The 12685-nt window shown below is 47.3% G+C and carries 14 protein-coding genes and 1 riboswitch; of the genes, 10 read left to right on the top strand and 4 right to left on the bottom strand.

The window, feature by feature from the left end; translation table 11 throughout:
- The first annotated feature begins 76 nt into the window (after positions 1 to 76).
- Positions 77 to 1918, top strand: coding sequence for a translational GTPase TypA (typA, locus tag EL268_RS10700; protein WP_106653192.1), 1842 nt, complete (start codon positions 77 to 79; stop codon positions 1916 to 1918).
- A 66-nt stretch (positions 1919 to 1984) separates the two neighbouring features.
- On the opposite strand, the gene EL268_RS10705 is transcribed toward typA, so the two are convergent.
- Positions 1985 to 2458 carry a glutathione peroxidase gene (locus tag EL268_RS10705; RefSeq protein ID WP_106653193.1) on the bottom strand — a complete coding sequence of 158 codons (474 nt, stop codon included), beginning with the start codon at positions 2456 to 2458 and terminating at the stop codon, positions 1985 to 1987.
- Positions 2459 to 2690: 232 nt separating this feature from the next.
- Here EL268_RS10705 and EL268_RS10710 point away from each other — a divergent pair, with 232 nt between their 5' ends.
- The 3 genes from EL268_RS10710 (at position 2691) to EL268_RS10720 (ending at position 4905) form a co-directional block, all read left to right on the top strand.
- Positions 2691 to 3017 carry a YlaH-like family protein gene (locus tag EL268_RS10710; RefSeq protein WP_106653194.1) on the top strand — a complete coding sequence of 109 codons (327 nt, stop codon included), beginning with the start codon at positions 2691 to 2693 and terminating at the stop codon, positions 3015 to 3017.
- A 10-nt stretch (positions 3018 to 3027) separates the two neighbouring features.
- Positions 3028 to 3303: a hypothetical protein gene (locus tag EL268_RS10715; RefSeq protein ID WP_106653195.1), complete on the top strand. Its 276-nt coding sequence runs from the start codon at positions 3028 to 3030 to the stop codon at positions 3301 to 3303.
- A 189-nt stretch (positions 3304 to 3492) separates the two neighbouring features.
- Positions 3493 to 4905: a hypothetical protein gene (locus tag EL268_RS10720; protein WP_106653196.1), complete on the top strand. Its 1413-nt coding sequence runs from the start codon at positions 3493 to 3495 to the stop codon at positions 4903 to 4905.
- 9 nt (positions 4906 to 4914) lie between these two features.
- Here the strand turns inward: EL268_RS10720 and EL268_RS10725 are convergent, their stop codons facing one another.
- Entirely contained in the window at positions 4915 to 5256 is a 342-nt protein-coding gene (locus tag EL268_RS10725) for a DUF5665 domain-containing protein (protein WP_007723262.1), read from the bottom strand.
- Between the two features lie 138 nt (positions 5257 to 5394).
- Between EL268_RS10725 and EL268_RS10730 the strand changes: the two genes are divergently transcribed.
- The 3 genes from EL268_RS10730 to EL268_RS10740 all read left to right on the top strand — a co-directional run bounded on the left by EL268_RS10730 (position 5395) and on the right by EL268_RS10740 (position 8488).
- Entirely contained in the window at positions 5395 to 5853 is a 459-nt protein-coding gene (locus EL268_RS10730) for a pyridoxamine 5'-phosphate oxidase family protein (RefSeq protein ID WP_106653197.1), read from the top strand.
- A 74-nt stretch (positions 5854 to 5927) separates the two neighbouring features.
- Positions 5928 to 6046: riboswitch (SAM riboswitch) on the top strand.
- Between the two features lie 94 nt (positions 6047 to 6140).
- Entirely contained in the window at positions 6141 to 7304 is a 1164-nt protein-coding gene (locus tag EL268_RS10735; protein WP_106653198.1) for an aminotransferase class I/II-fold pyridoxal phosphate-dependent enzyme, read from the top strand.
- On the top strand, positions 7301 to 8488 hold the full coding sequence (locus EL268_RS10740) for a trans-sulfuration enzyme family protein (protein ID WP_106653199.1): 1188 nt from the start codon (positions 7301 to 7303) through the stop codon (positions 8486 to 8488). The genes EL268_RS10735 and EL268_RS10740 overlap by 4 nt, the downstream gene beginning before the upstream one ends.
- Positions 8489 to 8511: 23 nt before the next feature.
- Here EL268_RS10740 and EL268_RS10745 read toward each other — a convergent pair whose 3' ends face one another.
- Positions 8512 to 9117: a YhcN/YlaJ family sporulation lipoprotein gene (locus EL268_RS10745; RefSeq protein WP_106653200.1), complete on the bottom strand. Its 606-nt coding sequence runs from the start codon at positions 9115 to 9117 to the stop codon at positions 8512 to 8514.
- A gap of 202 nt (positions 9118 to 9319) precedes the next feature.
- Here EL268_RS10745 and EL268_RS10750 point away from each other — a divergent pair, with 202 nt between their 5' ends.
- Positions 9320 to 10654 (top strand): PhoH family protein, encoded by a 1335-nt coding sequence (locus EL268_RS10750; protein WP_106653201.1) that lies wholly within the window; start codon positions 9320 to 9322, stop codon positions 10652 to 10654.
- Between the two features lie 334 nt (positions 10655 to 10988).
- Here EL268_RS10750 and EL268_RS10755 read toward each other — a convergent pair whose 3' ends face one another.
- Positions 10989 to 11465, bottom strand: a complete 477-nt coding sequence (locus tag EL268_RS10755) for a DinB family protein (protein WP_106653202.1) — start codon at positions 11463 to 11465, stop codon at positions 10989 to 10991.
- Positions 11466 to 11603: 138 nt separating this feature from the next.
- Between EL268_RS10755 and EL268_RS10760 the strand changes: the two genes are divergently transcribed.
- Both EL268_RS10760 and EL268_RS10765 read left to right on the top strand, forming a co-directional pair.
- Entirely contained in the window at positions 11604 to 12050 is a 447-nt protein-coding gene (locus EL268_RS10760; RefSeq protein ID WP_106653203.1) for a hypothetical protein, read from the top strand.
- Positions 12051 to 12132: 82 nt separating this feature from the next.
- Positions 12133 to 12672, top strand: a complete 540-nt coding sequence (locus EL268_RS10765; RefSeq protein ID WP_106653204.1) for a hypothetical protein — start codon at positions 12133 to 12135, stop codon at positions 12670 to 12672.
- The last annotated feature ends 13 nt before the right edge of the window (positions 12673 to 12685 follow it).

Genomic DNA, 12685 nt, shown 5'->3' on the forward strand with positions numbered 1-12685 from the left:
CCCGTAAAAAACTGCCCATTGTGCCGCGTTTCACTACCTGTTAATATGGAAGGTATGCATAATAGAGGAGGTTCACATGAAGCGTCTTGACATACGCAACATTGCAATTATTGCCCACGTTGACCACGGAAAAACCACACTGGTTGACAAACTTTTGATCCAATCGGGCACATTCCGCTCGAACCAACAGGTAGAAGAGAGAATGATGGACTCCAACGACCTGGAGCGCGAGCGTGGAATTACGATCCTGGCGAAAACCACTTCTGTCAAATACAAAGATTTCACGATTAACATCTTGGATACACCAGGCCATGCTGACTTCGGTGGCGAGGTTGAGCGTATCATGAGCATGGTGGATGGCGTTCTGTTGATCGTAGACGCATTCGAAGGCTGTATGCCACAAACGCGCTTTGTATTGAAAAAAGCGCTGGAAGCAAAAGTTACCCCTATCGTTGTCGTGAACAAAGTAGACCGCGACAATGCACGTCCTCAAGAAGTTATCAACGAAGTGTACGACCTGTTCATTGATCTGGATGCGACGGAAGACCAGCTGGAATTCCCAATCGTATATGCTTCCGGTCTGCAAGGGATTGCAGGACTTGAGCCAGATAAGCTGGAAGGCGACCTTCGCCCACTGTTTGACACCATCGTAGAGCATATGCCTGCTCCTGACGCAGACGAATCTGCTCCGCTCCAAATGCAAGTAACCATGCTGGACTACAACGACTTTTTGGGTCGTATCGGGATTGGCCGCATCTATCGCGGAACCATGAACCTGAATGAAATGGTATCCGTCACTACACGCGAAGGCGAAGTGAAAAAAGCACGGATTCAAAAGCTGTTCGGTTTCTCCGGTCTGCAACGTGTTGAGCAAAAAACAGCAAGAGCAGGAGATATCGTAGCCATTTCTGGTATTGACGATATCAACGTAGGGGAGACCGTTTGCCACGTTGATCATCCAGAGGCATTGCCACTCTTGAAAATTGACGAGCCTACCCTGCAAATGACGTTCCTCGTGAATAACAGCCCGTTTGCTGGTCGCGAAGGTAAGCACGTGACTTCCCGCAAGCTGCGTGATCGTCTGATGGCTGAGCTGGAGACAGATGTATCTTTGCGTGTAGATGAAACAGATTCACCAGATGCGTATGTGGTTTCTGGACGCGGTGAATTGCACTTGTCCATCTTGGTAGAGAACATGCGTCGTGAAGGCTTTGAGCTGGGTGTGTCCAAGCCTGAGGTTATCATTCGTATGATCGATGGTCAAAAAATGGAACCGGCTGAGCTGTTGATCATTGATGTGCCTGAGGAATACACAGGGGCGGTTATGGAGACATTGGGTCAACGTAAAGCCGAGATGGTTAACATGATCAACAACGGCTTCGGACAAGTTCGTCTGGAATTTATTATTCCATCCCGCGGTTTGATTGGATATCGTACAGAGTTCTTGACGATTACACGCGGTTACGGAATTCTCAACCACTCCTTCGACAGCTACCGTCCACTTGTACCAGGAGCGGTAGGAGGACGTCACGCAGGGGTACTCATTTCCCACGAGACAGGAACAGCTACCACGTACGGCTTGATGTCCGTAGAAGATCGCGGAACGATGTTCATTCAGCCAGGTACAGAAGTATACGAGGGAATGATCGTAGGTGAGCATAACCGCGACAACGATCTGACCGTTAACGTATGTAAAGAAAAGCATGCGACCAACGTACGTTCTGCGACCAAGGATGAGACTGTCAAAATGAAGGCTCCTCGCATGTTGTCTTTGGAAGAGGCGCTGGAATATCTGAACGACGATGAGCTGTGCGAAGTAACACCACAATCCGTTCGTTTGCGCAAAAAATATCTGAACAAATCAGATCGTGAGCGCTATGAGAAGCAAAAACGCTGGGAAGCACAACCGCAAGCGTAAGATGGAAAGAAAAGAACGCCACTTTATCCTGCTTGGGATGAAGTGGCGTTTTTGTTTGGGCTGTCCTTACAACAGACTTTCAATATCAGAGATGAGCTCTTCAGGTTGAGTACGAGCACTGATACGTTTTACGACATGACCGTCTTTATCCACGAGAAATTTGGCGAAGTTCCATTCGATATCTGGATTTTCTTCGCTCGGGGCATGTTCCTTTAAGTGCTGATACAACGGATGAGTACCAGGACCATTGACATCGATCTTCGCAAACAGCGGGAACGTCACGCCGTAATTACGATCGCAGAACGTTGCGATTTCATCTTCTGTTCCTGGCTCTTGCCCAGCGAACTGGTTGCAAGGGAAGCCAAGAACAACGAGACCCTTATCCTGATAACGCTCATACAGCTCCTGCAGGCCTTTGTATTGAGGGGTAAGGCCGCATTGGCTGGCGACGTTCACGATTAGCAGGACATGCCCTTTGAAGGAGGCCAATGTCTTCTCTTCACCGGAAATCGTTTTGACGGCAATATCATACAAACTCATTTTATTTCCACCTTTTTCTACTGACATATCCTCATCATAGCATGTACGGCGAAATTCATGCCAGCAACATGGAAGGGCCTGCCGTTTTTTGACACAGAATCCACCACCTGATAAAGTAAGAAAGATAGCGTTTTCCTAAGAAAAAAGGAGTGACTATTCGTTTCATTCCGCCTATGAGGGTGGCATGTGAAGCGGTAGGAGTTTCACCGCTTGAAGACAGGAGAGATAAGTGATGGACTGGATACAAATCGCATCAACCTATGTGCCAACGAATCCAGATCAGCTCACAGCATATGACAGCTTTCGCATATGGGCTGACAAATATCGGGCTTGGATTTTGTTTGTGGAACTAATTATCGTCTATTATCTTGGCTTTGCTACCCGTATCCGTATGCCTATTTTGAAAAACTTGCTCTTGTACATTCTTTTGTTTGCTGGAGCTCTCATTTTCGCTATTTTGGATGTGCAGCTTCCTGTGAAAAGTGCAATGCTGGTGGCGATTGCGATTCTCGTGATTGTAAAGGTACGGATCAAGCCGGAGCAAACTGGGCGAAAGTGAGGAGAACCGCGTGAAGCGTGAAGATGCACTTTTTAACTGGCTCCAAATTCAAGTGGTTGCCGATGCGCGACCAGAAGACCGCTCTGCTTTGGATACAGCTGCTTTTTTCTTGCAATTGCTGCAAGAGGATCATCAAATCAGCGATATCGGCTATCGACAGGAAGGCAGCTGGTACGTGCTATTTGGGAACGCTGATTCACAGCCTATGGAAGTGCGATACCCTGCTGAATCAGTCGAATCTTTATTGGTTGCGATTGAAAGTGAACCCAAGTACAACTGCAACTAGCAGGACAAAGACTCCCCTCCACTTGCCGAAATGATTCGGAAGTTGGGGGGAGTTTTTTGTATTAAGCGCTTTTTATAGGTAATAAGATGCGGTTTCTTGGATGATGCAACTTTTGAAAATGATTTCCCGTCAATATTCATGCCCCAAGCATGCAGGGGGATTTTGGCAGACTAGAAGGGGGAACTACCATTGAAAAAGTACATGACCAAACCCGTATTAGCGGTGGTGACAGCTGCAGGTATTCTTGGCTGTTTGACGCCAATTTTTGCCGATGCAAGCTCGATTGCTAGTCCAAGCGCCACAAAAGTAGTCATGAATGACGAGGGGAAGCAAGTCACACGCTACAATCTGAAAGAACTTGCCCAAAATGATCCAACCACGTTGAACATGCTCTTGAAGAATCAAGCGGATCACTTGTACATCATTGTGGAAGAAATCAACTTGAATACGAAGCTCCAAACCTTTATGGAAGAAAACAAAGCGGAGTGGGAGCGTATCTACAACGAGTACTACAGCGATATTTGGCTGGAAGTGCGCCTGACAGACAACGATGAAGAAATTGTGAGCGTAAATGCCAAGACTGAAAATAACAAAGTATACATAAAGGGGATTGTGACTTCAGATGTCACCAAGGTGGTTGTGAAAAAGCCGAATTCTGACATCATTGAAGTCGTTCCGACCAACGAGCACTCTTTTACGGTCAGCTTTGAAGCTCCTGATGCATCCTATGAACCGTATGTAACGGTGAGTGCCTATGAAGGCAGCAAGCTGGTAGATAGCGAAAAAGTAAAAATCGTTCCAAAAGCAGAAGAAGATAAGGAAATGATCATCCATACCATGTCTGTATTGGATGCGAAGAAAAAGGAATTAAAAGTAAAAGGAATTGTCAAGCAGGGGGCAGACAAAGTAACTGTCACCTATAATGGCGTGAAAAAAGACGCAAACGTGAAGAAGCTGTGGGATGGCGTAGGCAGCTTTACGGTTTCAGTAAAGGATGTACAAGCAGCAAAAGATCAAAAAGCCTTGATCGAGGTTTACGAGGATGGCAAGAAGGTTGATTCCGAATCCGTTCAGGTAGAGATCGTTAACGCTCCTGACAAGGATCAAGCGACTGCATATGCCATCAAGGCGACTGCTGTAAACAATCCTGCCGCCAAGTCCATTCAGGTGAAGGGGACAGTAAGCGGCTGGAATAAAAAGGACGATACTGAATTGTTTGTGATCGCTCCTGATGGGAAGAAAAAAGAAATTGAACCGAATGACAAAGGTGAGTTTTCTTTGACGTTGTCTTATAAGAATCGTTCCTTTAGCGCCCAATCGATTCAATTCGCATTGTATGAAGACGATAAGCTGGTTAAAAAAGCTGACGTTGCATTAAGCACAAAAGTCATTGTCGAGCCTGTGAAGCCAACAGACGACGATGAAGACGATGATGATGACAAAAAGAAAAAAGAAAAAGGGAAGCAGAAAGATAAGCATCCCAACGGCAACGCGTATGGCTATTGGAAAAAGCACGGTAAGGAATGGAATGACGACAGAGATGATGACAATGACGACCACGATGATGATGACGATGACGATCGTGACGACGACAGAGACTAGTCTCTGTCGTTAAGGCCGCTGCTTGTAAGTCTCGACGTACTCCACCAATTGTCTGATGTAATCCCCCAGAATGGGGATCGAAAGAAATTGCGTCAAGAGGGAGCCGAGGAAAGCCAAAACGATAGCAGTACCAATCGTCAATCCCAGACCCCGGGCAAGACCTGCGAGGAAATTGATCCAGAGCAGCTTGCGCGGGGCTGTGTAATTTTGGATCACATCTGCTAGTCGGATATCTTCCAGGAACATCGCAATTTTATGCATCCGCTCATTTACCTTCCGAACTTCCTGAAGCTCTTCAAGGACTTGATCAATTTGCTGCATGAGGCGATCTGTAGGCGACAAGCTGTCCATCCCCTTCCATCATTCGGTATCGTTACCTACCAGTCTAGGGAAAAAGACAACCAGAATCAAGGTGAAGAGGAAACGTTTGCCTATCAGCTATACGAAGGGTACAATGAACGTACAAAACGTTTGTTAGGAGGCTTTGAAATGGCTGAAACTGTTTCCCAATCTCTTTCCGAAGATTTATTCAAGCTCTTGCAAAAGGAGCGTTTTGTTACCTTGGGCACAGTAGACCATGAGTCAGGGGCACCATCGCTCAGCTCCTTGTCCTGGACGTATGCTGTCAGCGCCGATACGATTCGTTTTGCTGTGGATAATCGCTCGCGTATTTTGGCTAATATTGCGAAGGAACCACAAGTTGTTCTGCATTTGATCGGTGCTGGCTCATCTTTTGCCATTAATGGTCGTGCTGTCGTCAAAACAGACCGACTGGAAGGTGTTCCGCTCAAGCTGGCCATGGCGGAAATCAAAATTGAGGCCGTTCGTGATATTATGTTTTACGGTTCCCGTATTTCCGTAGAACCACAGTATGAAAAGACGTATGACAAAAACGCGGCAGCGAAGCTGGACAATCAAGTTATGACCGCCTTGAAAGAGGCAAACTAACAGGTGGAAATAAATTGTTGACAAGAATCCTGCCGATCCTTTAGTATTAGGGTCAATCGAATTGAATAGCAATCTTCTTATCCAGAGCGGCGGAGGGACTGGCCCGATGATGCCCGGCAACCAATCACCTGTATTGAACAGGGAGATAATGGTGCTAATTCCTGCAGAGTTATCAAACTCTGAAAGATGAGAAGGATTTGCTTACGGTGACGTAAACAAAGCCTTCTTTCAGAGGAAAGAGGGCTTTTTTGATGCCCTCGTACACTATTGGAGGGAGAGAAACAGACATGAAATTGGAAACGAAATTGATTCAGGCGGGAGTAGGCAGAGACGAAAAAACAGGGGCGGTGAGCTTTCCTGTTTACTATGCAACGGCTTATCGCCATCCTGCCTTGGGCCAGAGCACTGGATATGATTATACGCGTACAGCTAATCCTACTCGCACCATTTTGGAGGAGACCATCGCTGAAGCGGAATCAGGAGATGCAGGATTCGCTTGCGCCTCAGGAATGGCTGCTGTTCATACTGTCATGGGCTTGTTTTCCCAAGGGGATCATTTGATCGTGTCACTCGATCTGTACGGGGGAACCTATCGATTGTTCGAGCAAGTGCTCTCTCGTTACGGTCTGACGTTTTCGTACGTGGATTTGCGTGACATTGGTGCACTCAAAAATGCGATTCGTCCAGATACAAAAGCCATCTTCGTCGAGACACCAACCAATCCGCTCATGCAGATTACCGATATTCGAGCAGTAGCGCTTTTGGCGAAACAGCACGGGCTTCTTACGATTGTAGACAACACATTCTTAACCCCGTATTGTCAACGCCCACTAGAGCTTGGTGCAGATATTGTCTTACATAGTGCAACCAAGTATTTGGCAGGACATAACGATGTGCTGGCTGGCCTCATCGTAACAAAAGGGGAAGAGTTGTCGGAAAAAATCCGGTTTTTGCACAATTCAATCGGTGCTGTACTCGGACCGCAAGATTGCTGGCTTCTCGTTCGCGGGATGAAAACACTGGCATTGCGGATGGAGCGTCATCAATCCAATGCCTTGATTGTAGCGGAAAAGCTGCGTGAGCATCCGGCAGTGGCGGAGGTATTTTATCCAGGTCTTCCAGAGCATCCGGGGCATGAGATCCAGGTGAATCAAGCGACTGGGCATAGTGGAATGGTTTCGTTCCGCGTGCGCGCTGCTGAGCAGGTGGGATTGTTCCTGCAAAATCTGCAAATCGTGTCCTTTGCGGAAAGTCTGGGTGGTGTAGAGTCATTGTGTACGTATCCGGCGACGCAGACTCACGCCGATATCCCGAAAGAAGTTAGAGAGCATGTCGGTGTTTGTGATCGATTGTTGCGACTGTCGGTTGGCATCGAGCATCCAGATGATGTCGTAGCCGATTTGTTTCAGGCCTTGAATGCTAGTTTGGTCGTAGGGGGGAGTGTACGATGAATTTTGCAACCAAGATCCTCCACGGTTCGACTTGCATTGACCCGTTCACAGGTGCGTCGTCGGTTCCAATTTATCAAGCTTCGACGTTTCATCAGGCTGATATCGATCAGCCAGCTACATTCGATTATGCCAGATCAGGCAATCCGACGAGGCAGGCTTTGGAGGAAGCCATTGCGTCTCTGGAGGGAGGCGCACGCGGTTTCGCGTTCTCATCTGGCATGGCTGCCATTTCCAGCGTGTTCATGCTGTTTTCAGCCGGAGACCATGTTATCGTGGCGGAAGATGTATACGGTGGCACGTTTCGGTTTTTGACCAAGGTATTGTCGAGAATGGGCATCTCCGTTACATTCGTGGATGCGACAGATACAGAAGCTGTTCGTGCGGCCATTACACCGGCGACGAAAGGGGTTTACCTGGAGACCCCCTCCAATCCCACCTTAAAGGTGACCGATATTGCAGCGGTTTCACGTATCGGGAAGGAGCACGGCTTGCTCGTCATTGTCGACAATACATTCCTTACCCCGTATTACCAGCGTCCATTGGAACTTGGCGCAGATGTGGTCATTCATAGTGCAACGAAGTTTATCGGAGGGCATAGCGACGTCGTGGCAGGTCTGGCCGTGACTAGAGAGGCTGGGTTAGGAGAGCAGCTCTACTTTATCCAGAATGGCATGGGAGCGATTTTGGGTGTGCAGGACTGCTGGCTCGTGATGCGTGGGCTCAAAACATTGAAAGCCCGGCTGGATGTCAGCACGAAAACAGCCGCGAGCTTGGCTGACTGGTTGTCTACGCATCCACAAGTAAGCCGAGTTTACTATACGGGACTGGCGGATCACCCCGGTCACTTGATTCAGACACAACAAGCGACTGGTCATGGGGCTGTTCTTTCCTTTGATGTAGGGAGCCGCGAGCGAGCAAAAGCGCTGTTTGATCGTGTAAAATTGCCGATTGTAGCGGTTAGCCTCGGGGCAGTAGAAACAATTCTCTCCTACCCGGCTACAATGTCACATGCAGCGATGCCTGTTGAGGAAAGAGCTGCAAGGGGAATCACAGATGGTTTGATCAGGTTGTCAGCTGGTTTAGAGGATTTCGATGACTTGGTGGCAGATTTGAAGCAAGCATTGGATTATTTGCCTTCTGAAGCATCCGTCCATAAAGAAAAAGAGGTATTCACCCGGGCTTAAATCCGGGGGATACCTCTTTTCTTTTAAGGTGTTCCTGTACGATTTGCGTTGATCTTGTTCTGTCCTTGCGGTTCTTTATGCATGCGTTTTTCTTTTACTTGAGCAGGTGTTTCTTCGGGAGGCTGCACACTGCGCGGCAGCTGCGGCATGATCCGGCCTACGATATCCGCGAGTTCTTCGGTAATTCCTGAAACAGGATGACCGCGACGAATATCTTCTCCCATTTCCCGTAATCGCTGTACGATGGCAGGGTCAGCGGTTACGACGGCATTCGCTCCTTGAGGATCTTCCTTCAGTGCTTCCGCAACTGTGTACTTAATGACACCCACCTCTGGGCGATCCAGATTCGGGTCTACTGTAATACCGACAACAGCATATTTACCCAAGACCAGAGCAGTCGCGTTCTGTACCCTTTTTACACGTGTTGCCAATTGAACGAGACGATCGGCAGTGGCTTGAGAAGATTGATTATAAGTAGGCTCAGGAGCTGTTTGCTGAACACGTTGAGTATGAGTGGCATGCTTGGGCTGTTGTCCAGCCTGATTCGCTGGTGGATTATTGCCCGACATGCATGCTGTAAGCAACAAGCTAAAACCGAGGCAGCAGATCATGATCCGTTTCACAGGCATTCTCCCTTTCCCAGTATTGCCTTCCTTCTTAAGGAGGGCAGGGTTACAAGTATTTTGTTCTGGGCTGCCCATTTTCATTCTGCCAATGGGTCGTCTATCTCTGTCTGCCTGAACATAGACTGTAGTACATCACGTCGCCGCACTTGAGCATCCCTCTAAAAATTGCATAGGGTATATAAGAAGGGTAATAGGAGGCGAGATTTTGAAGAAAATCTACGTACTGGACACCAACGTACTCCTGCAAGATCCAAGGGCGATGTTTTCTTTCGCTGACAACGAAATTGTCATACCAGCTGTCGTATTAGAAGAAATCGATTCCAAAAAGCGGTATATGGATGAAATTGGCCGCAATGCTCGGTACGTATCTCGGCTCTTTGACAGTTTTCGTGAGCTGGGGCAATTGCACACTGGAATTACCCTGGAAACAGGTGGGTTGTTTCGGGTGGAACTAAATCATTCCTCTTTCCACCGCCTTCAGAAACAATTCACAGAAATGAGTAATGACAACCGCATTTTGGCGGTCGCACTAAACTTACAGGAGGAGGAAAACGGAAAACCACAGCCAAGACCAGTCATTTTGGTAAGCAAGGATGCACTCATGAGAGTCAAGGCTGATGCTTTGAATATTTCCGCAGAGGATTTTCTTTCGGATCGAGTTGTGGGGGAGTTCTCCAGTATTTACCCGGGTTATCAGAAGATGATGGTAGCGTCCGACATCATCAAGACTTACTATGCGACAAGAAAGCTGCAGCTGGCCTCCTGTTTTCCACGCTATCGCTTTTACCCTCATCAATTTTTAGTGCTGAAGGACGAATGCAACCCATCGATTTCAGCGATTGGAAAAGTCGACCCGGACGGAAAAATGTTAGAAATGCTTGTGTCAGATGATGATCCGATTTGGGGCATCCGGGCTCGTAACGTGCAGCAACGGATGGCAACCGAATTGCTGCTGCGAGATGATATCCCTTTAGTAACCATGACCGGTAAGGCCGGTACAGGAAAAACCTTGCTGGCATTAGCAGCGGGCCTGCTGCAAATCGAGGACCAGCAAAAATACAAAAAACTGTTAGTGGCAAGACCTATCGTTCCGCTTGGAAAAGACATCGGTTATTTGCCCGGCGAAAAAGAAGAAAAGCTTCGACCGTGGATGCAACCGATTTATGATAATTTAGAATATTTGTTCAACACAAAGCGACCAGGTGATCTGGATAAAATTTTGGCAGGCATGGGCAGTTTGCAGGTGGAAGCTTTGACGTATATTCGGGGGCGCTCCATTCCTGAACAATTTATTATCATTGATGAAGCCCAAAACTTGACAAAGCATGAAGTGAAGACGATCCTGACGAGGGTGGGGGACGGCTCGAAAATTGTGCTAATGGGTGATCCTGAGCAGATTGATCATCCCTATCTGGATGAGAGCAACAACGGTTTAACCTACGTGGTAGAAGTATTTAAAGACCAAAAGCTGGCTGGACATATCCGGTTGGAAAAAGGCGAACGGAGTGTGCTCGCACAGCTGGCCGCAGATTTATTGTAAAGAGAGGTATGAAAAACAACGCGGAGGTCATACTATTTTTGTCGAGCCCGATGATTCATGTAAGTAAACGGCGAAATGCCTTGCAGGAGGCGAAGATCCGTGGATAATCATGATCAAGCAATCGACGAAAGTCGTATGGAGATAAACCGATTCCTTTAGCTACTTTTCTCTACGATGGAGGTTGAAGAGCCAAAGAGAATAACCGGTAGAACCCCATAAGCAATTCGGGCTCGACAAGGACCGCTCCTCATTGGAGCGGTTTTCATTTTTTGAAGGTTCTCAGGCAAAAAGAAAAACGCGGATAAAAAAATCCCGCGTTTTTGTCCGATTTTCCTTATTTAGCAGCCGCAATCGCTGTTCGCAATGACGAAATACATCCGATGTGCATACCTTCATGGAAAAGCGTGAAGACCATCATTTCCCCATAAGTATGAATAGTGCCTCTGCCTCCTAGTTCAAACGGTTTTGGCAATGGATCATTCAATCGGGAATGCAATTCTTCTTTGATACGCACATGCTGTGCTTTTAGCTCGGCAGCTAAAGTTTCGAGGGAAGGCCCTTCTTTTTGCCAATCAGCAGGCTTGGTTCCTGGAGCGAACATGGCTCCGTAATACGAAGGACATTTCATTCCTTCTGGTCCGAAGAGTAAGAAATCTTGTGTCAAGAGAATATGACCAATATTCCAGCGAATGTTGTTTTTAAAGCCATCTGGAACTACGTCTGCTTCCTCCTCGGTTATTTCCGTCAATCTTGCCAAAAACATTCCGCGAACCAAGTCGTACTGATTCCATACAAAAGAAAAGTCCTGCATAGTAATCCCTGCCCTTCCTCATATTTGCATGCACCAACATGTTACCGCATAAACAGCAAAGGGGAAATATACAAACTGCAAAAAAATTTGCAAGTTGTCCCTCCAACTCCATACATATGTACAAAGGAGGGAAGAATGATGGTTACGTTGGATTCATCTATTTCTTTTTTGATTTATATAACAGCGGTGTCCAGCGCGGCAGCAGGTGTTACGGAAGCTTTTAAATCAGTCATTCCCTTTTTGGCGACGGACTATGAGGCGAAAGAAAATTGCTGGGAGGATCAGTATCATGCTGCTCGATTGATGCACTACAAGCGGTTTTTCAATCTGCTTATTTCCGTATTGGCTGCTGGTGTGATTTTTGGCATGCTTGGTCTGGACCCGGCTCTGATTTTAACAGGTGCAGAATCAGCTTATGTAAAAAATTCATGGCAGTTAGGAACATGGATGTGGGGAATTGTTGCGGTATTCGGCTCGCCTTTTTTCGCATCACTCCTCAAAATACTAGAGAGCTTCAAACAATCGGTGGACAGCAATCTGCCGCCTAATCGTCCGCGCCGCAAAGTCAGCGGAACACGAGAATAAGCTGGTATCCCAATGGTTGCCCGATGCTTGCCGGATACGCTAAGATAACCAAAAGAGCGGTAGCAAAGGTGGGCACAGGTGAATGATGTGGAAATACTTGCGAATGACTGCGTTTTGGGTGCTGACAGTAGTTGTTTTGGCGGCGTGTTCGGCCCAGTCGGAACCAACTGCTACATTTGACCCCGAAAATCAAAAGGAGTACGGAGTAAACGGCATTTATCTCGGGCAGAACATAAAAGAAGCGATGGATATGTTGAAGCCGACAAAAGCGGATTTTATGGATATGGTGACAAGGCAAAGCTACACGGTAGAGCAGATGGCACAGGGTACTGGAGATGCAGTGATGGGGATGCTGCTGGTTGATCAAGCCCAGATGATGATCAAAGTCCACAAAGGTGAATTGACATCGATCATGCTGGGAGGAGTTCCCCGTGAGGACGCGCAAAAATTCAAAACCTATCGAGGACTCGCTATGTTTGATAGTGCTGAGCAGCTAGAGAAGCTGTACGGCAAAGGAAAAGGCGAACAAGAAGTGGTGTATGAGGGCAGCAAATACACCGCCAATTTTGGTCTTGTGGACAATCAAGTGGCGTGGTTTCGATTTGATCGTAAAGCATCGTAAAAAGGAAAAGGGA

It is taken from the genome of Brevibacillus brevis, from assembly GCF_900637055.1.
GTDB classification, from domain to species: Bacteria; Bacillota; Bacilli; order Brevibacillales; family Brevibacillaceae; genus Brevibacillus; species Brevibacillus brevis.